The following is a 17,916-nucleotide window of genomic DNA, read 5'->3' as shown; positions in this document are numbered from 1 at the left end:
TTTGCCGCTCCTGTGCAGGAGCAAACGGCCATACGCAGCAGATAGACATGCCCGGAAAGCTCTTCCGGTGCAGACCGACATATGGACAGGGTGCATCATGCTTGAAATTCGTAATCTCCATGTGCGCTACGGCGGCATTCAGGCCGTTCAGGGCGTAAGCCTGAATATCCCGCGCGGCAGCATTGTGACGCTTATCGGGGCCAACGGCGCGGGCAAGAGCAGTATTATCCGCTCCATTGCCGGCCTGAACAAAACTATCAGCGGCGACATTCTGCTAACCCGCCACGAGGGCGACGCCCCGGCTTCGCTCATGGGCCTCAAGCCTGAAGACATGGTGCGCAAGGGCATTTCTCTTTCGCCGGAAGGGCGGCGTATCCTGCCCCATCTGACGGTGGAGGAAAACCTGCACCTGGGCGCGTATTCGCGCAGCGACAAGGCAGAAATAGCCCATGATATCGAGTGGGTTTACAGCTTGTTTCCACGACTCAAGGAACGTCTCTGGCAGAAAGGCGGTACGCTCTCCGGCGGCGAGCAGCAGATGCTGGCCGTGGGCCGCGCGCTCATGAGCCGCCCCGATCTGCTCATGCTTGACGAGCCTTCGCTGGGGCTTGCCCCGCTGCTGGTGCGCGAAATTTTCGACATCGTCAAGCGCATCAACGAAGAAGGCAAAACCGTTCTGCTGGTGGAGCAGAACGCCTTTGCGGCGCTTTCTGTGGCGCACTATGCCTACATTCTTGAAGTTGGCAGGGTCGTGCTTGAAGGCCCTGGACGCGAACTGCTTGAAAACCCCAAGGTCAAAGACGCCTACCTCGGCGGCTAGACCTTCTCCTGATTACAAACAGCGTTGATCTGGTCAGCGCTCAAACCGGCGATCATATGACTGCCGGTTTTTTGTTGCTGAAAACTTCGGCAAATTCAACATGGCCACAACCTCATGAGGCCGGGCCGCCGGGTTTGGTAAAAGACAGCAGCTTGCCACCCCGTGCCGGGGGTATTAGTATTCAAGTCGGTTAAAACAGTCCGGGAGCAGGGCGGGGCAATCCATCGCCGCTGCACCCTTGCGACTGCAAATCCATAAGGAGCAAACATGCAACGCATACTTCTGTTATTGCCCTTGCTGCTGGCCTTGCTGGCTGGCGCGGCCTCTGCGGCTCCGGGCGAACAGCGAACCCTGACCAAACTGCCCAACGGGCTTTCCGTGTATATCATCAAGGACAGCCGCTTTCCTCTGGTGGCAACGCGCCTTTACGTGCGCACCGGGTCGGCCAATGAGGACGCCAAGCAGGCTGGCATCAGCCATCTGCTTGAGCACATGGTCTTCAAAGGTACAGAGCATCGGCCCAAGGGCCAGGTGGCGCGCGATGTGGAAGCCCTTGGCGGCTACCTCAACGCGGCCACCAGCTTTGACAAGACATGGTACATGACGGACATGCCCGCCGCTCACTGGCGCATGGGCATGGACGTGGTGAAAGAAATGGCCTTTCAGGCCTCTCTGGATCCCAAGGAGCTGGAGTCGGAAAAAGAAGTGGTGATTTCCGAGCTTGAGCGCGATCAGGATTCGCCCATGAGCAGGCTGTTTGAAAGCCTGCAGGTGTCCACACTCCAGAACACCCCCTACGGGCGACCCATCATCGGCTTTAAGGAAACCGTGCGCGCCATCACTGCCGATGACCTTCGCGCCTATGTGCAGCGCTGGTATCAGCCGCAAAACATGATGCTGCTGGTGGCGGGCGATATTGATCCGCAAGCTGTGATGCAACACGCGCAGGAACTTTTTGGCGCTATGGCCAACACCAACGATGCTGTTACGCCGCCGCAGGTTGATTTGCTTATGGCCCCCGGCGGCCAGCGCGTTGAGGTAGTGCGCGGCCCCTGGAACAAGGTCTATCTGGGCATGGCCTTTCCTGCGCCAGCCTTGCGGGACCTGCGCTCTGTGGATCTGGACGTGCTGAGCTACCTGCTTGGCGGCGACGGCACCTCGCTGCTGAGCCGCAAGTACGAGTATGAAAAGCAGCTTGTGGACAGCATCAGCGTGGGCAACATGAGCCTTGCGCGCGCGGGCATGCTGTACATTACAGCCAATATGGCCCCGGAAAAGCTGGAGGCCTTCTGGCAGGGGCTGACCACAGACCTTGCCAAACTCAAGGCCGCAGACTTCAAGCCCGAGGCCCTCAAGCGCGCCCGCTACAACCTTGAAGACAGCATGGACCGCTCGGCGGAAACGCTCAACGGCCTGGCCTCCTGGCTGGGCAGCGTCCAGTTTGAGCTGGGCGGCGATGTGGCGGAACAAAATCTGCGCTTCACCCAGCGTAATGTTTCGCAGCCGCAGGTGCAGCAGGCCATTGACCTCTGGCTTGACCCCAGCAGGGCGCGGGTGCGTGTGCTCGCGCCTGAGAATGCCAAGCTGCCCGATCTGGAAGCCGTGCTGCAAAAGAACTGGCCCGGCAGCGCCGCTGCCAAAACTGCGCAGCAGGCTTCGGCCACTGCGGGTCAGCAGGAAGTGGTCGATCTGGGGCAGGGACGTACCGTCATTCTTATTCCTGATGCAACTGTGCCCTATGTGGCGGTTGATCTCATGCTGCCCGGCGGCAACGCCCTGCTGAAGCCTGACCAGCAGGGGCTGGCAGAACTGACGGCCAGCACCCTTGGCGACGGCAGCGGCAAACTGGACGCCCAGGCAATGGAACGCTATTTCGCCGACCGCGCGGCTTCACTCTCCGCCAAGGCGGGCCTGCAAACCTTTACCGTGTCCCTGACCGGCCCGGCCCGATTCAATGCCGATTATTTCTCCATGCTGGGCGAGGTTCTGGGCAAGCCCCGGTTTGAAGCCAAGGAAATCAAGCGTGAAGCGGAAAATATGAAGGCCGCCATCCGCCAGCGGGCAGACAGGCCCACCTCCTTCCTGTTCTCACGCGTGAATCCCTTCATCTTCCCCGGCGGTCAGCCCTACGGCTACGACAGCCTGGGGACGGAAGCGAACCTTTCCAAGTTTACGCCCAAGGATGTGCGCTCGTTCTGGGACAAGCAGCTCGTGCAGCCCTGGGTGCTGGCAGTGGCAGGCGATTTTGACCGCGAGGCCGTGCTGGCCTTTGCCCGCACATTGCCCGCGCCAGACAAAAAGGATTTCTCCTTGCCCGCTCCCTCATGGGGTGATGCCCGTAACCTTGATCTGCATCTGCCAGGGCGCAATCAGGCCCACGTGCTCCAGATGTTCAAGGCTGTGCCCTACACCAGCCCGGACGCCCCGGCACTCATGCTTTTGCAGTCTGTGCTTTCCGGGCAGAGCGGCCTGCTGTTCAGCCAGATGCGCGACGAGCAGGGCCTTGGGTACACGGTCACGGCCTTTTACCGCGCCATGCCTCAGGCTGGCATGATGGCTTTTTACATTGGCACTACGCCTGACAAGGTGGCGCAGGCGCGTGAAGGCTTTGCCAAGATTATTGCCGATATCAAGGCAAAACCCCTGCCTGCGGAACTGCTTGAAGCCGGAGCCAACCGCCTGCTTGGCGAATACTACCGCGACAAGCAAAGCCTTGATTCCCGCGCAGGCGTGGCCGCCACAGACGCCGTGCTGGGCCTGCCCCGCGATTTCAGCAAGTCGCTCATCGACAAAGCAGCCAAGCTGACCCCTGCGGATATTCAGGCCGTGGCGCAGAAGTATCTGGACGACAAGAACCTCTACAACATGATCCTGCTGCCGTAGACGGCGTTTCGGGTTTATTGACGGGCCGCATCGGGTATCCGATTGCGCTTCTCTGCAAATTGGCGGTGGAAGCGGAGTTGGGCCGATGCGGCCCCTTGTGTTTATTAGCTGTTACGGAATTCTCAAACCCTGTTTGCGTGTACAAAAAAAGTTTTTATAAACGATATCTTCGGCAAGCGGCGGGCAAATAAAAATGTCAAGTCCGAGGTAAGTCCCCTTACGTGGGGGAGGCCGTCTTGAAAACCCTGCGTGGGTAGAGTAGGTTCTTGTCTGCGTTACGGGAACTGCTTTCTGAGGAAAGCTCGCCAGGTATCGGCTGCGGTCGCAGTGCCGGTGCCTGGGCGGCAGCGCCATGCGGGCATGATGCCTGAATTCATGACGAAATGTTTCAGCAACGCCAATCAAAGCCACACATGTTGCGGGTCAGGTTGCCTGATCTGGCTCTAGTCAGGGCGAACTTTCTTGTTCCCGCCCTCACTGTTTTGCGGCCTTGATGTAGTGAAAAAATGGGCAGGCAAGAAAATTCAATAGTGAATTCGCAGTGTTGCTACGGCACTAGGAGAGCTTTTTTGCGTGCATTTATTGACAGGGTGCAATTCTTTTGAGATTTTCTAGACATTGAAAGCGCCATGGAGCTTAATAGGGAATTCCCGTGAAATTCGGGAGCGGACCCGCCGCCGTGTGCCTGTTCAAAACCGCTTTTCCTCGCGTGTCACTGGATAAAACCGGGAAGGCCGAAAAGCGGCAGGCAAGCCGGAAGACCTGCTTTCAACCGTTCTAAGAAAGTGGAGCATCTGCAACGGGCTTTTGCAGATGAACCGTCAGAAAAAGGCCATTGATGGCCTCTCCGCCCGTTTTGTTCGGGCGGCCTTTTTGTTCATAGCCCACACGTTTGGAGCGAAGTTCATGCTCGCCAGCATTATTAAGCGCGACGGCACGGAAGTGCCTTTTGATTCGGTCAAGATTCTCAATGCCATCACCAAGGCCAATCAGGCCGTTGGCGGTGAAGACATGTCCCCCACTGACCTGCTGTTTGTCACCGAAAAGGTGTGCAAAAAGCTGGAGTCGCGCTGCCTCAAGCATGTGGAAGAAATTCAGGATGTTGTTGAAGAAACCCTGATTCAGTACGACTACGCCAAAAGCGCCAAGGCTTACATTCTGTACCGGGCCGAGCATACGAAAATCCGTAATGCGGAATCGTATCTCATGGATATCTATAAAAAACTTACGTATTCCCCGGCCCTGCAGGAAGACATCAAGCGCGAGAACGCCAATATCGATGGCGATACGGCCATGGGCACTATGCTCAAGTATGGTTCCGAGGGCTCAAAATTCTTCATCGACAACTACATTCTACCCAAGGATGCATCTGCCGCGCACCTCAACGGCGATATCCACATTCACGACAAAGATTTTTACATGCTCACGGAAACGTGCTGCCAGATTGACCTTATCCCCCTGTTTAAAAATGGTTTTTCCACGGGGCACGGGCATTTGCGCGAGCCCAATTCCATTGAGAGCTACTCGGCCCTTGCCTGCATTGCCATTCAGGCCAACCAGAATGAAATGCACGGCGGCCAGAGTGTGCCGCATTTTGACTTTGCCATGGCCGAAGGCGTTATCAAAACCTACCGCAAGGAATATGAGCGCGCCTTTGCCGCATTTTTGCGCATTGCCCAGAATCTGGAAGAGCAGGCAGCCATTGACGCCGCCAGAGAAACCATCGCACTGTTGCCCGAAGGCCCACGCCTTGGCACTTGCGATGCCTTTGGAGAAGCTCTTGTGGCGGCTGCCCCCGAGGCCCAGCGCGAACTTGTAACGCGCGCGCATGCCTATGCTGCCGGCGAAGCCTTCAAATACACAGAGCGCCGCACCTATCAGGCCATGGAAGCCCTGATCCACAACCTGAACACCATGAATTCCCGCGCAGGCGCGCAGGTGCCTTTCAGCTCCATCAACTACGGCACGGATGTTTCTGCCGAGGGCCGCATAGTTGTCAAAAACTTGCTGCGCGCCACCAAGGCCGGGCTTGGCAATGGAGAAACCTCCATCTTCCCCGTGCAGATTTTCAAGGTTAAGTCCGGGGTCAACTATAATCCTGAAGATCCCAACTACGATCTTTTCAAGCAGGCTATGGATGTTTCCGCCATGCGGCTTTTCCCCAATTTCAGCTTTCTTGACGCGCCGTATAACCTCCAGTACTACCGCCCGGGCGACTATAATACGGAAGTGGCCTACATGGGCTGCCGCACACGTGTGCTTGGCAACGTGTACGACAAGGACAGGCAGGTTACGTGCGGTCGCGGTAATCTGAGCTTTACGTCCATCAACCTTCCCCGGCTTGGGCTGGATGCGCGCGGTGATATCAGCCGTTTCTACGCCCTGCTGGACGACAAGATCGATCTGGTGTTCCGCCAGTTGCTGCATCGGCTCAAGATCCAGAGCGCCAAAAAGGTGCGTAACTATCCCTTCCTCATGGGCGAGGGCATCTGGCTTGATTCCGACAAACTGGGTTGGGACGACAGCATTGAAGAAGTGCTCAAGCACGGCACCCTGACCGTGGGCTTTATCGGCCTTGCCGAAACGCTCAAGGCTCTTGTGGGCCAGCACCACGGCGAAAGCGAAGATGCCCAGAAGCTTGGCATTGAGATTGTTACGCATCTGCGCAAACGGTGCGATGACGAGGCTGAAAAGACAGGGCTCAATTTTTCACTCATCGCCACCCCGGCGGAAAGCCTGAGCGGGCGCTTTGTCAACCTCGACAAGGAAAAGTTCGGCAGCATTCCCGGCATCACTGACAGGGATTACTACACCAACTCGTTCCACGTGCCGGTGTACTGCCCCATCAAGGCCTTTAAAAAGATACAGATCGAGGCTCCGTACCACGCGCTGACCAATGCGGGCCACATCACCTATGTGGAGCTGGATGGCGATACCTGCAAAAACCTTGAGGCTTTTGAGAGCATCATCCGTTTTATGCATGATAATGGCGTTGGCTACGGCTCCATCAACCATCCCCTGGATCGCGACCCTGTCTGCGGCTATGTGGGTGTGATCAACGGCGCCTGCCCCCGTTGCGGCCGTAAGGAAGGCGAAGCCGTGAGTGCCGAGCTGCTTAAAGAACTGCGTAAAAAATACCCGCACACCCCCAAGTGGGACTAGCGGTCATATACAATTTTCATCAACTTTTGCTGATAGAACAAGGAGAGCGAAAATGCTAATGAAATCGCGTCTGTTCGAGGAAACCAAGCCCGCGCAGAAACTTGTGGGTCAGGATGTGGGCTTTGAACGTACCCGCCGCATCACCGGTTACCTTGTGGGAACGCTTGACCGTTTCAACAATGCCAAGCGCTCGGAAGAGCGCGATCGTGTCAAGCATGCCTGAATCCGGTAATGCCGGGGTCATGCGGCTGTCAGGCATTGTGGAAGAATCCATAGTGGACGGCCCGGGCCTGAGGTATGTCCTGTTCACGCAGGGTTGCCCGCATCACTGCAAAGGGTGCCACAATCCGCAGACGCACGACTTTGAGGGCGGCTTTCCGTTTACGGCGGAGGCCGCCCTTGCCCAGCTTGGGGAGAACCCTCTCCTGGCGGGCGTGACGCTGTCTGGCGGGGAGCCCTTTGAGCAGGCCCAGGCGCTCTGCGCCGTGGCCGAGGGTGTACAGGCCATGCGCAAAAATGTGATGACTTACACGGGGTACACATTCGAAGCCCTGCTTGCCCGCAATGACTATTGGACAAACCGGCTGCTGGAACTGACGGATGTTCTTGTGGATGGCCCCTATGTGGAAAGCCTCCGCGACCTTGAGCTGCAGTTTAGGGGCAGTTCAAACCAGCGCCTTCTTGACCGCGCTGCCCGAGAACGAATAGCGGCAGAACTGCTCAGCCGTTGAACTTTTTGCGAGTCCTGACAGTTTGCTCTGCCGATCGCGTCTGTTCCCCGCTTTTAGCGGGGTTTTTTATTGGGGTCTGGCCGCAGAAGGCTTACTGCTCCGGTGTGGGCTTTGTGCCGGTCACATATGAGGCAAAACCCACATCCATCTGCTGTATATGATCCACCAGCCAGGTTTTCAGGTATTCCAGCAGGGCAATATCAATAAAGGCCTTGTCGTCAAGCACGGCCTCCCTGAGTTCTGTCACTGTTTTTCTGAAACTCTGGTGTACTTCAATGTGCCGTGCTGTGAGCGGATAAGCCGTGCGGCTGAAGAATATTTCTTCTGTGGCAAAATGGCTAAAAGCATAGCCCGTCAGATCATCAAGAATTTCGAGCAGCAGCTTTTTGTCGCAGCCTTTCTGCATTCCACGGTGTAGTTTGTTGATGTACGAAAGCAAAAGTTTGTGCTGGCCGTCAATGACCGGAATGTTTGTGTTGTAGCGGCTATCCCAAGGGAAGGCCTCTGCAAGCGTAGTATCTGCTTCGTCTTTGTCGGTGTCAGCTGTACCTAAAAGCTGGCTGGCGTGCAGCAATATGCATTCGCTATGGTGGAGCACCGCAGAAAGGTCAAGAATTTGCTCCCTGATGTGCGGGCGGTCCACAGGCAACCCACTGTCCGCATCAGCAGCTGTAGCCAGGTCATTCAATTCAGATTGGGCTTTGCGCAGCGCCGCAAGGGCAGTCTGCTGCGTCTGCATGTCCACAACGCGCCTTTCGCGTAGTTCCTGAATTTCCTGCCGGAGTTTGGCTGCTGTTTCGCGCGCCTCGGCAAGATCGTGGCGAAGCGTGGCCTCTCTGGCATTGAGGCTGTCTTCCAGAGCGCGCACAACATCGCAGGCCGTGGGTATGGACGGAATTTCAGCGCAGCCTGGCTGCGCGAGGGCAGCTACGAATGTGCGCAAGGGAAGCAGGAGGTAGCGGTAGAGCAGCACAAGGCCGCAGAAGGAAAAAATCAGGGAGAGGACAACAGCAAGCCGAGAAAAGGGCGGGGTGAGCTGCATGGCGATAATGCCAGCCAAGGGAGCAATAATCAGAAAAATGATTGGAACGCCCATGATTCCCCCCGTCAGTGGGTATGGCTACCCAGTTCAAGGTTGCCTGGCAGCCTTGGCCGCCTCATCGCACAGCCTGCGCATAACCACAAAGTTTGCTGCGGCTTTGCGCTGGGCGCGTATGCGCTCTTTGTTGACGCGTAGCACATTATCGGCCAGGAGCGCTACCACGCCGTTGTCCAGATAGCCGAGTTCCGCCATGGATGCGATGATTCTCATGGCTTCGGCCAGAGGCATGCCGTTGCGGTAGGGGCGGTCTTCTGTGAGGGCTGTAAATACATCCGCTACGGCGATGATACGCACAGGGAGTGTCAGGCTGCTTCCTTCAATATTGTGGGGATAGCCAGTGCCGTCAATGCGCTCGTGGTGTCTGCCTCCCCATTCCCGTACGCAGGTAAAACCGGGTATGGAACCCAGCAACTCCATGCTGATTTCAGCATGTTTCTGAATTTCCTGCACTTCGTCAGGCGTGAGCGCCGCTGGTTTTTCCAGAATTTCGAGCGGCACCGCGAGTTTGCCAATGTCATGCAGCAGACCGGCCACAAACATGGTTGTGAGATCGTCGGCATCGGCCATGCGGGTCAGCCTGAGCAGCATGCGCGCCGTATAGGCCACGCCAAGGGAGTGGGTGGCGGTAAAGGGGCTTTTGGAGTCAATGGTTTGCGAAAAAAGCCCGCACAGTTCCACAAGCTGCACCGGGCCAAGAATCACAGAGCCAAATGCCGTGGCCAGGTATTCTTCCATGCGCTCGTGGCTGCCCAGAAGCGCTGAAATTTCCGCATCATGAGCCAGGGTTGCCAGCGCTGCAAGGCAGGCTGGGGCGTATTCCCTGTCTCTTGCCTGCAAGGTGAGGCAGATGCTGTGCAGGTCAGAAGTCTGCTTGCCGCGCAGGGCCACGTCAACCCGGTCAGCCATGTGAATACAATTGGCTGGCAGTGAATGCTGGTCGGATGCCTCATAGCTGCACCATTCCGTATGGTGATGCAGCACCATTTCGCATACCGGCGTGGGCAGCCCTGCTGTTTTGCAAAAGGCCCAGCCAGCCCGGCAGTGCAGGGCTTTGTTGCGCTCAAAGATGAGGTCGCGCGTATCGCTTTTGAGCGGCACTGCCCCAATATCGTGCAGCATGCTGGCCATAAGCATGTATTTGCGCGTGGTGCGGGGTAACCGCATGCGTTCGGCAATAACCTGGCTCAAAAAGGCAACCCGCAGATGGTGTCCGGCAAGAAGCGGCGTGACCATATCCAGCGCACGCGAAAAACCCATCAGCAGATCAAAAAGGCGAATTGAACGCATGAAACCTCACTCTCACCAATCGGGACAGATATTCAAAGTAAAATAATAGGACAACCGGCCCTTGGAGGCAATAGGCTCATTTGCGTAGCGACCGAAAGAAAGAGTACTTTTTGGCATCATGGGTGCAACCAGAGCCGTATGTTACAATTGCGCAGAATTTTTGCCGCAGACGTAAATGTGCCGCACCCGGATGAGTGCGGCACGTAATCTAAAGGTATTGAAGTCTGCGCCAATTGTTGTTTGAGCCAGGATTAATTCTTGAAAGGAGAAATCATGCGCAGGGTTTTGATGACATCAGGGAAGTTCTGGATGACAAAGTCCACTTCTTCCTGCGTGGTGTAGCGGGAGAGAGAAAGGCGGATGGAGCCGTGGGCGTATGTAAAGGGCACACCCATGGCGCGCAGTACATGCGAAGGTTCAAGGCTGCCAGAGGTGCAGGCAGACCCGGAGCTTGCACAGATGCCGAACCTGTCGAGCATGAGCAGGATGGCTTCGCCTTCCACGTTTTTAAATGCAATATTGGTGGTGTTGGGCAGGCGGTTATCCACATCGCCGTTCACCATGCAGTCGGGGATACGTTCAAGCAGTCCCTGTTCAAGCCTGTCGCGCAGCATGGCCACGCTGACACGTTCTTCCTGCATGTGTGCAATGGCAAGCTGAGCCGCTGCGCCAAGCCCTGCAATGTAGGGCACATTTTCGGTGCCTGCACGACGGCCCCGTTCCTGATGGCCGCCCCGCAAAAACGGGCGGAAGCGCACACCCTTGCGCACATACAGCACGCCAATTCCCTTGGGGGCGTGCAACTTGTGGCCGGAGAGCGAAAGCATATCCGCAGGCAGATGGGCAAGGTCAATGGGCGTTTTGCCAACGGCCTGCACGGCATCAGTATGGAACAGCACGCCGCGCTCGCTGGCCATTTCAGCCATGCGCTGGATGGGATAGATATTGCCCACTTCATTGTTGGCAAACATGATGGATGCCAGCGCCGTATCAGGCGTGAGGGCAGCTGCGTATTCGTCCAGATCAAGGCGTCCCTTGTTGTCCACGCCAAGGTAGGTCACCCGGTAACCCTGGCGTTCCCAGTGCTGCATGACGCTGAGCACGGCGGGATGTTCCACGCGGGTGGTTATGAGGTGGCGCTTTTCAGGCTGGGTCTGGATGGCAGACCATATGGCGGCATTGTCGCTCTCCGACCCGCAGGAGGTAAAGATGATTTCGTCCGGGTTTGCGCCCAGCAGCCCGGCCATCTGCTCACGGGCTGTTTCGACCGCATCGGCCACCTGACCGCCAAAGGTGTGCATGCTTGAAGGGTTGCCGTACAGCTCGTTCAGATAGGGCAGAATGGCATCGCGTACTTCAGGCGCAACAGCCGTGGTGGCGTTGTTGTCAAGATAGATGGTTTTCATGGCGGTTAGGCCTCCTCAACCACGATGTCGGCTTCAACATGTTCGCGCAGCAGGCGCTGCACCAGATCGCGGATGGTCACTTCGCTCGAGCGGCACTGGGCGCAGCGCCCGCGCAGGGAGACCACAACGCGCAGACCGTCCACATCCACCAGTTCAATATCACCGCCGTCAGCAGCAAGCTGGGGGCGGATTTCTTCATCGATGGTCTTGAGCACCTTCTGCATGCGCTGCACGTTGGTGAGGCGCGGCTTGGGCTTGAGCTCGACCAGGGGCTTCTGCTTGAGCTGACCAGCCAGAATTTCGGCGATTTCATCAAGGCATTCGCCGCATGCGCCGCCAGCCTTGGTGTAGTTGGTGATTTCTTCAACGGTCTTGAGGCCGTTTTCGGTGATGGCGCGGATAATCTGGGCATCCGTGATGCCAAAGCACTTACACACCAGCTTGCCGTCTTCGTGGGCATGGGGCACGGGCGGTTCGCCCTTCCACTGGCGGATGGCGGCTTCAAGCGCCTCCTGGCCCATGACGGAGCAGTGCATCTTCTGCTTGGGCAGGCCGCCCAAAGCATTGGTGATGTCCTTGTTGGTGATCTTGAGCGCGTCTTCAACAGACATGCCCTTGACCATGTCTGTCAGCACAGAGCTTGACGCAATGGCGCTGGCGCAGCCAAAGGTTTCAAAGCTGGCGTCTTCAATGATGTGCTGGTCGTTGATCTTGAGATATAGCTTAAGGGCGTCGCCGCAGGTCAGGCTGCCCACTTCGCCAATGGCGTTGGCGCCTTCAAGGGGACCCACATTGTGCGGCCGCAGAAAGTGGTCGTGTACTGCTTCAGTGTAATTCCACATGATTGCCTCCCGTTACGGAGCATTTCTCTGTGTCAATGATTTCCTGCAAGGTGCGCTTTTGCAGGAAGGAGCGGATGTGCCCGTCCAGTTCTGTCCAGAAGCCCCGGGTGGAGCAGTGGGATTCGCGTTGGCAATGGCGACCCTTGCTCAGACAGCGCACAGGGGAAATTTCACCCTCAAGATGCTGAAAGACTTCTTCAATGTTAATATCTGATGGCGATTTGGCAAGGGAGTACCCGCCGCCAGAACCGCGCACAGCACGCAAGATGCCCATGGGGCGCAGTGCCCGCACTATCTGTTCCAGATAGCCCGATGAGATGTTTTCTTCACGGGCTACCTGCCCCAGTTGCAAAAGAGAGCCCTGGGGCTGGGCCGCCAGACGCAGCAAGAAGCGCAATCCGTAACGGGTTCTGGTAGAAAATCGCATAGGCATCCTCGTATCCTGTAGGGGTTCAGGATTATGAACTCTTACTTGCCCTGCCGGTCACGGGCAATGGCAGTAAGGCTGAAGGGCGTTTCCTGGTAAACGTAGTAGTTAAGCCAGTTGCAGTAGAACAGGTGCGCGTGTGCCCTCCAGTTCATGTTGGGCAGACGGCTGGGATCGTTGCCGGGATAGTAGTTGCTGGGCGGTATGGGACTCATGCCCCGTTCCTGATCGCGGCGGAATTCCGCATCCAGGGTGCCCCTGTCGTACTCAAGGTGCCCGGTCATGAAAACCTGTGAATGATCGCGGCTCTCAACCAGAGCAAGCCCGGCTTCTGGCGATTCGGCAAGAATGCGCAGCTCGGATTGTTTGCTCACATCCTTGGCGCGAACTTCTGTATGGCGCGAATGGGGCGCGACAAACGTATCGTCAAAGCCGCTGAACAGGCGGCAGGCCGGCTGCAAAATGTCGTGCTGGAACACGCCGGAAACTTTGGCAGGCAAGGCGTACTTGGGGATACCGTAAAAATGGTACAGGGCCGCCTGCGCCGCCCAGCAGATGTACAAGGTGGAGTACACGCGGCTTTGCGCAAAGGTCATGATGTCCAGCAGCTCGTGCCAGTAGTCCACATCTTCAAAAGGGAGGTGTTCCACCGGAGCGCCGGTCACGATCATGCCGTCAAAGCTGCCGTGGCGAATTTCTGAAAATGTCTTGTAAAAACGCTCAAGATGCTGAGTGGGAGTATTTTTGGATTCGTGAGCTTCTGTGCGCAGCAGGGTGATGTTGACCTGGAGGGGCGAATTACTCAAAAGCCGCAGCAACTGGGTTTCTGTGGCGATCTTGGTGGGCATGAGGTTGACGATGGCGATTTCCAGCGGACGAATGTCCTGCTGAACAGCGCGATCTTCCGTCATCACAAAGATGTTTTCGCTCTCAAGCGCTGCACAGGCGGGAAGATCAGCAGGAATCTTGATGGGCATGTCGATGATCCTTTACAGCAAAGCAGTCTTACTTGGCAGTGCGTTCACTGCCCCTTACGGCCCGTCTGCGGGTTACAGTTTTTGGGCGATTTCAATTAATAAAAGCCCGCCCCTAAAACATAGCATTACACTATGTTTTGTCAAGGCGGACTTTAGGTATTTCCTACATGGGCATTTCTTGCCCATGTATACTTCTTATAGCATACTTACAATTGTACAATATGCGTCTCCAGCGTCAAGGTGCTACCTGCTGCCTCAATGGCGCGGTGCGCCAGCCTGTCCAGCCCGCCGCAGCAGGGCACGCTCATGCGCAGTACGGTAATGCCCGCAATGCCGCCCTGTTTGATGATGGCTGTGAGCCTTTCCACCAGCACTTCGTTGTCTTCAAGCTTGGGGCAGGCAATGATGGGTACGCGCCCGCGCATCCAGTCCGTATGCAGATTGGGCAGGGCAAAGCCTGCGCAATGGGCGGCCAGCAAGATATTGGCCCCGCGCAGATAGGGCGCTGTGGGCGGAACCAGCCGCAACTGGATGGGCCAGGTGGGCACCTGCGCCCGCAGGTCTTGCGATCCGGCGGGGGCCGTGGTTGCAGGGCCGCCAGTCAGCGGGGTGAACGTGCGCGCCATGCTGCCGGGGCAGCCGCCGCCGTGGGGGCGGTGGGGCTGGGCGGTTCCATCCCTTTTTGCCTTGGCGGCCAGGGCCGCTTCTTCATCAAATTCGGGCGCGTCCCTTTCCACAAGGCGCAGGGCGCCCTCGGGGCAGTTCAGACACGCGCCGAGGCCGTCGCAGTAGATGTCGCTGACAAGTTTGGCCTTGCCGTCAATGATGGCAAGCGCGCCTTCGGCGCAGTCGAGTACGCATTGCCCGCAGCCGTTGCACTTTTCTTCGTCAATCTCAATGATGGGACGTTTCATATTATGCCTCCTTTGCCAGGCGCGTCAGCGCTGCGGGCGTGTCGATGACATGGTCGGCCTGGGCTGCGCGCAGCTCGTCCGCGCCGCGAAATCCCCAGGCCACGCCGATTGAGATCATACCCGCGTTGCGGGCGGTGAAGATGTCCACGTTGCTGTCGCCCACGTAAAAGCTGCGTTGGGGCAAAAAGTCCATGTGCCGCAGCATGTCGAGCGGGGCGTCCGGCTCCGGCTTGAGGGGCACCCCCTCCCTGCCGCCGCGCACAAGGGTAAACGGCACGTCAGGAAAGTAGCGGCGCACCAGCTCAACCGTGAGGTCGTCCGGCTTGTTGGAAAGGACGGCCAGGGCGTGGCCATCTGCGGCAAGCGTGTGCAGCGCTTCGGTGATGCCGGCATAGGGCTTGGTGCGGATGCACATATTTTCACCGTAGCGGCTACGGGCCTCTGCAATCAACGCTGTCAGCTGGGCTGAAGAAAGCTTTGCTGCTTCACCCTCGGGGAGGGCGTCATTCACAAGTTTGTGAAAGCCGCGGCCCACATAGAATCTGTACGCTGGCAAGGGATGAACTGGATAGCCGTGACTGGCCAGAACATCGTTGCAGGCCTGACCAATGTCTTCCAGGCTGTCAACCAGTGTTCCATCCAGATCAAAAATGAATGCTCTCATGTATGCTCCTGTGGGCCCTGCAAGCGGGCACCCGTACTGTAGCTGAAAAGTGGATTAAATCACAAGTATTCAATGGGTATTAATGCGACAAGATCCACTATTCTCTTTTTTTTCAGTGTGTTAAAAGATTGTTTCGCAAAATGCACATAAGGGTTTGTGATGCCTGCCGCTTTTTGTGCTTTGCTGGACAGAATTTTCACGCATTGATAGAACAGTATCGCGGGCTCAAGATGCTGTATGTGACGACCGTCACGGAGGATCTATGGCGAGACATATTTTAAATATCAAGAGTCTTGGTGAAAAGGCGTCCTGGCTGCTGGTGCAGCAGGCATTGGGCATGCCGGAACCGAAGCTGCAAACAGACTTTATGGCGCAGCGCGTGGCCCTGCTGATGTTTTCGCAACACTCCCTGCCCGAGAGGCTTTGCGTTTCTGCCGCTGTGCGGCAAATGGGCGGCGCTGTGGTGTACGAGGGCAGCCGTGGCAGCTGGCGCAATGAAATGAATGATTATCAGGAACAGCTTCTGCCCGTTTTCAGCTACTACATTGACTGCATGTACATGTATGGCATGCCCGTGGGCGGGTGGGATATGGAGGCATCGTGTCTGCGCTTCCCGCTTATCAATGCGGGCAGCCCGGATGCGCACCCGGCGCATGCGCTGGCCGACATCGCCTGCATGTTGCGCAATTCGCGTTATCTTGACGGCGTGACCTGCGGCTGGCTGGGCTGCGTCAACGGAACGCTGCATTCATTGATGGCGGCAACGGCATGGTTTCCCTTTTCACTGCGCATTGCCGTGCCGTCCCGCGTGGACCCCGCGCCGCTCAAAGAAGCTGCGGAGCGCTACGGGTCGCGCATTACCATTGTGGATAGTGTGGAAGAGGCCGTGCGCGGCGTCAACTATGTTTTTGCGGGCTGCCGTAGCGGCCTGACGGACGAAGAGCGCGAAAGCTGGAGCGTGACGCCGGAACTGCTCGCCAAGGCGGCGCATGACGCGCATCTTATGCTGAGTGCTTCGCCCATAGCAGCCATCCGTGTTGACGATTCCATTCTGGCCAGTAAGGCCTCACTGTTGGTGCAACAGGCAGAATACCGTTTGCGGGTTCACAAGCGCATGTTGCACTGGGTTTTTCTTGATAATGAAAGCGGGATCTAGTTTATGGGTTTGCAAAACGGGCAGGGCGGTCTGAATACGCTGTCTGCATTGGCGGCGGATTCGACTGTTGCGGGTGAGGCTGATGCCGCTTGCGGAACAAAGCATAACGTTCTGACTGCCAAAGAGCTTATTGAGTTCATACAGGTTTATGCTTCCACATTGCTTGCGGCGGGCGGGCAGACTTCACGAGTAGACCGCACCGCCTGCCGCATTGCACGGGCATATGGTTTTGAGGTGGAACTGGCCATATTCCCCAAGCACCTCATGCTTTCGGTCATCAAGCCAGCCGAAGGGGGCATTCCGGCGGAGCGCCGCACCGCGGTCAGCTCCATTGTGTCTGGAGCGCCCAATTTTCAGCGGGTGGCGGCGCTCAATGCCCTGAGCTGGAGCATTGCCGATGAAAAACTCAGCCTTGCCAAGGCGCGCGAGCATTTCAGCGCCATCTGCGCGGTGCCCACGCTTAATCCCGTGCTGCTGCGTTTTCTTGTGGCCTGCGCCAATGCCGCCTTTTGCGGTTTGTTCAACGGCGATGCGGTGGCTATGGGGCTGGTTTTCTGCGCAACCTTTCTGGGCTTCTATCTGCGGCAGAAACTGCTGCACTGGGGCCTTGACCTGAAGGTCACGTTTTTTCTCTGCTCATTTGCAGCCTCTCTGGCGGCATCGCTGGGCGTGCTGCTGCATCTGGGCAACACGCCGCAAACAGGCATGGCTGCAAGCGTGCTGTTTCTCATCCCCGGCATCCCCCTGATCAACGCCATGCTGGATATTCTTGACGGGCATGTGCTCATGGGCGTTTCGCGGCTGATTCAGGCCAGTACGCTCATTATCTGCATTGCTCTGGGGCTGGCAACAACCATGCTGCTGATGGGGGTGGATTCGCTATGATGCTGGTTGACTGTCTTGCGGATGGCGCGCTCGCAGCTGTTGCCGCAGTTGGTTTTGCGGCCATTTCGCGGCCCACCAAGCGGATAGCCGTCATGGCTGGCCTGCTTGCCGCCACGGGCCATATGAGCCGTTTTTTGCTGTTGCAGGCCAGTATGGGGATTGCCAGCGCATCGCTCTGCGCCGGGTTGATTATTTCCTTTTGCAGTATGCCCATCGCGCGCCGCTGCCATACCCCGGCGGAAATGTTTGTGTTCCCCGCGCTGTTGCCCATGATTCCCGGCATGTTTGCCTATAAGGCCATTCTGGCGACCTTGCAGTTCCTCAACACTGCCGGGACGCCTCAGGGCCAGACTGTGCTTGTCAGCGTTGTCTACAACGGGCTCACGGCATTTTTCATCATGTGCGCCCTGGCCATCGGGGCCATACTACCCCTGCTTCTTTTCCACCGCGAAGCGCCGCTTGGGCGTACACTGCACAAGCTGAGCAAGGGCGGCACCGCGGTCTGAATCAGGCGCTTGCCACGCAGGAATAGTGTTGCCGTGCGGCTCTGGGCTGGCATACAGAGGATGGGAGCAGGTCTGGTGGAAAGATAGTGGCGTGAGAAGGCGCTGGCCTGCGCTGACTTGTGGTGATTAAAAAATTACAGCTAAAAACATGATC

The 17,916-nt window shown here is 57.2% G+C and carries 16 protein-coding genes and 1 riboswitch; of the genes, 8 read left to right on the top strand and 8 right to left on the bottom strand.

Annotated features, from left to right (window positions below; genetic code table 11):
• Positions 1-97 precede the first annotated feature (97 nt).
• From RDK48_RS10435 to nrdG, 5 genes are all read left to right on the top strand, one after another.
• Positions 98-820 carry an ABC transporter ATP-binding protein gene (locus tag RDK48_RS10435; RefSeq protein ID WP_192111566.1) on the top strand — a complete coding sequence of 241 codons (723 nt, stop codon included), beginning with the start codon at positions 98-100 and terminating at the stop codon, positions 818-820.
• A gap of 267 nt (positions 821-1,087) precedes the next feature.
• Positions 1,088-3,703: a pitrilysin family protein gene (locus tag RDK48_RS10430; RefSeq protein WP_298997197.1), complete on the top strand. Its 2,616-nt coding sequence runs from the start codon at positions 1,088-1,090 to the stop codon at positions 3,701-3,703.
• 605 nt (positions 3,704-4,308) lie between these two features.
• Positions 4,309-4,488, top strand: a riboswitch (cobalamin riboswitch).
• Between the two features lie 121 nt (positions 4,489-4,609).
• Complete coding sequence (locus tag RDK48_RS10425) at positions 4,610-6,865, top strand: anaerobic ribonucleoside triphosphate reductase (protein WP_374042269.1); 2,256 nt, start codon at positions 4,610-4,612, stop codon at positions 6,863-6,865.
• A 52-nt stretch (positions 6,866-6,917) separates the two neighbouring features.
• Complete coding sequence (nrdD, locus tag RDK48_RS10420) at positions 6,918-7,088, top strand: anaerobic ribonucleoside-triphosphate reductase (protein ID WP_034605181.1); 171 nt, start codon at positions 6,918-6,920, stop codon at positions 7,086-7,088.
• Positions 7,081-7,596, top strand: a complete 516-nt coding sequence (gene nrdG, locus RDK48_RS10415; RefSeq protein WP_298997539.1) for an anaerobic ribonucleoside-triphosphate reductase activating protein — start codon at positions 7,081-7,083, stop codon at positions 7,594-7,596. The genes nrdD and nrdG overlap by 8 nt, the downstream gene beginning before the upstream one ends.
• Positions 7,597-7,687: 91 nt before the next feature.
• Here nrdG and RDK48_RS10410 read toward each other — a convergent pair whose 3' ends face one another.
• From RDK48_RS10410 to RDK48_RS10375, 8 genes are all read right to left on the bottom strand, one after another.
• Entirely contained in the window at positions 7,688-8,692 is a 1,005-nt protein-coding gene (locus tag RDK48_RS10410) for a bacteriohemerythrin (RefSeq protein ID WP_298997203.1), read from the bottom strand.
• A gap of 33 nt (positions 8,693-8,725) precedes the next feature.
• Positions 8,726-9,985, bottom strand: a complete 1,260-nt coding sequence (locus RDK48_RS10405) for an HD-GYP domain-containing protein (RefSeq protein WP_298997206.1) — start codon at positions 9,983-9,985, stop codon at positions 8,726-8,728.
• Between the two features lie 251 nt (positions 9,986-10,236).
• Positions 10,237-11,391: a cysteine desulfurase NifS gene (gene nifS / locus RDK48_RS10400; RefSeq protein ID WP_298997210.1), complete on the bottom strand. Its 1,155-nt coding sequence runs from the start codon at positions 11,389-11,391 to the stop codon at positions 10,237-10,239.
• 5 nt (positions 11,392-11,396) lie between these two features.
• The gene (nifU, locus tag RDK48_RS10395) at positions 11,397-12,233 is read right to left on the bottom strand and encodes a Fe-S cluster assembly protein NifU (RefSeq protein WP_297147991.1); all 837 of its coding nucleotides are present in this window, start codon (positions 12,231-12,233) and stop codon (positions 11,397-11,399) included.
• Positions 12,217-12,660 carry an Rrf2 family transcriptional regulator gene (locus tag RDK48_RS10390; protein ID WP_298997215.1) on the bottom strand — a complete coding sequence of 148 codons (444 nt, stop codon included), beginning with the start codon at positions 12,658-12,660 and terminating at the stop codon, positions 12,217-12,219. The genes nifU and RDK48_RS10390 overlap by 17 nt, the downstream gene beginning before the upstream one ends.
• 41 nt (positions 12,661-12,701) lie before the next feature.
• Positions 12,702-13,637, bottom strand: coding sequence for a homoserine O-succinyltransferase (gene metA / locus RDK48_RS10385; RefSeq protein WP_298997218.1), 936 nt, complete (start codon positions 13,635-13,637; stop codon positions 12,702-12,704).
• A 206-nt stretch (positions 13,638-13,843) separates the two neighbouring features.
• Entirely contained in the window at positions 13,844-14,551 is a 708-nt protein-coding gene (locus tag RDK48_RS10380) for an ATP-binding protein (RefSeq protein ID WP_298997221.1), read from the bottom strand.
• 1 nt (position 14,552) lies between these two features.
• A complete protein-coding gene (locus RDK48_RS10375) occupies positions 14,553-15,215 on the bottom strand; it encodes an HAD family hydrolase (RefSeq protein ID WP_298997223.1) in 663 nt (220 codons plus the stop codon).
• A gap of 262 nt (positions 15,216-15,477) precedes the next feature.
• Between RDK48_RS10375 and RDK48_RS10370 the strand changes: the two genes are divergently transcribed.
• Genes RDK48_RS10370 through RDK48_RS10360 form a run of 3 tightly spaced genes read left to right on the top strand, consistent with a single transcriptional unit; the run spans position 15,478 to position 17,762 of the window.
• A complete protein-coding gene (locus RDK48_RS10370) occupies positions 15,478-16,371 on the top strand; it encodes an ornithine carbamoyltransferase (RefSeq protein ID WP_298997226.1) in 894 nt (297 codons plus the stop codon).
• Between the two features lie 3 nt (positions 16,372-16,374).
• Positions 16,375-17,256 (top strand): threonine/serine exporter family protein, encoded by an 882-nt coding sequence (locus RDK48_RS10365; protein WP_298997228.1) that lies wholly within the window; start codon positions 16,375-16,377, stop codon positions 17,254-17,256.
• The gene (locus tag RDK48_RS10360) at positions 17,253-17,762 is read left to right on the top strand and encodes a threonine/serine exporter family protein (RefSeq protein WP_298997230.1); all 510 of its coding nucleotides are present in this window, start codon (positions 17,253-17,255) and stop codon (positions 17,760-17,762) included. The genes RDK48_RS10365 and RDK48_RS10360 overlap by 4 nt, the downstream gene beginning before the upstream one ends.
• The last annotated feature ends 154 nt before the right edge of the window (positions 17,763-17,916 follow it).

The organism is uncultured Desulfovibrio sp., from assembly GCF_902477725.1.
Classification (GTDB): Bacteria; Desulfobacterota; Desulfovibrionia; order Desulfovibrionales; family Desulfovibrionaceae; genus Desulfovibrio.
The sequence above is the reverse complement of the archived record's forward strand: the minus strand, read 5'-3'. Positions and strand labels throughout refer to the sequence as shown.

Excerpts from the sequence above, each read along its gene's own strand:
- metA (WP_298997218.1), bottom strand. The coding sequence starts at position 13,637 with ATGCCCATCAAGATTCCTGCTGATCTTCCCGCCTGTGCAGCGCTTGAG.
- RDK48_RS10365 (WP_298997228.1), top strand. The coding sequence starts at position 16,375 with ATGGGTTTGCAAAACGGGCAGGGCGGTCTGAATACGCTGTCTGCATTG.
- RDK48_RS10360 (WP_298997230.1), top strand. The coding sequence starts at position 17,253 with ATGATGCTGGTTGACTGTCTTGCGGATGGCGCGCTCGCAGCTGTTGCC.
- nifS (WP_298997210.1), bottom strand. The coding sequence starts at position 11,391 with ATGAAAACCATCTATCTTGACAACAACGCCACCACGGCTGTTGCGCCT.
- RDK48_RS10380 (WP_298997221.1), bottom strand. The coding sequence starts at position 14,551 with ATGAAACGTCCCATCATTGAGATTGACGAAGAAAAGTGCAACGGCTGC.
- nrdD (WP_034605181.1), top strand. The coding sequence starts at position 6,918 with ATGCTAATGAAATCGCGTCTGTTCGAGGAAACCAAGCCCGCGCAGAAA.
- RDK48_RS10425 (WP_374042269.1), top strand. The coding sequence starts at position 4,610 with ATGCTCGCCAGCATTATTAAGCGCGACGGCACGGAAGTGCCTTTTGAT.
- RDK48_RS10435 (WP_192111566.1), top strand. The coding sequence starts at position 98 with ATGCTTGAAATTCGTAATCTCCATGTGCGCTACGGCGGCATTCAGGCC.
- nifU (WP_297147991.1), bottom strand. The coding sequence starts at position 12,233 with ATGTGGAATTACACTGAAGCAGTACACGACCACTTTCTGCGGCCGCAC.
- RDK48_RS10430 (WP_298997197.1), top strand. The coding sequence starts at position 1,088 with ATGCAACGCATACTTCTGTTATTGCCCTTGCTGCTGGCCTTGCTGGCT.
- RDK48_RS10390 (WP_298997215.1), bottom strand. The coding sequence starts at position 12,660 with ATGCGATTTTCTACCAGAACCCGTTACGGATTGCGCTTCTTGCTGCGT.
- RDK48_RS10405 (WP_298997206.1), bottom strand. The coding sequence starts at position 9,985 with ATGCGTTCAATTCGCCTTTTTGATCTGCTGATGGGTTTTTCGCGTGCG.
- RDK48_RS10375 (WP_298997223.1), bottom strand. The coding sequence starts at position 15,215 with ATGAGAGCATTCATTTTTGATCTGGATGGAACACTGGTTGACAGCCTG.
- nrdG (WP_298997539.1), top strand. The coding sequence starts at position 7,081 with ATGCCTGAATCCGGTAATGCCGGGGTCATGCGGCTGTCAGGCATTGTG.
- RDK48_RS10410 (WP_298997203.1), bottom strand. The coding sequence starts at position 8,692 with ATGGGCGTTCCAATCATTTTTCTGATTATTGCTCCCTTGGCTGGCATT.
- RDK48_RS10370 (WP_298997226.1), top strand. The coding sequence starts at position 15,478 with ATGGCGAGACATATTTTAAATATCAAGAGTCTTGGTGAAAAGGCGTCC.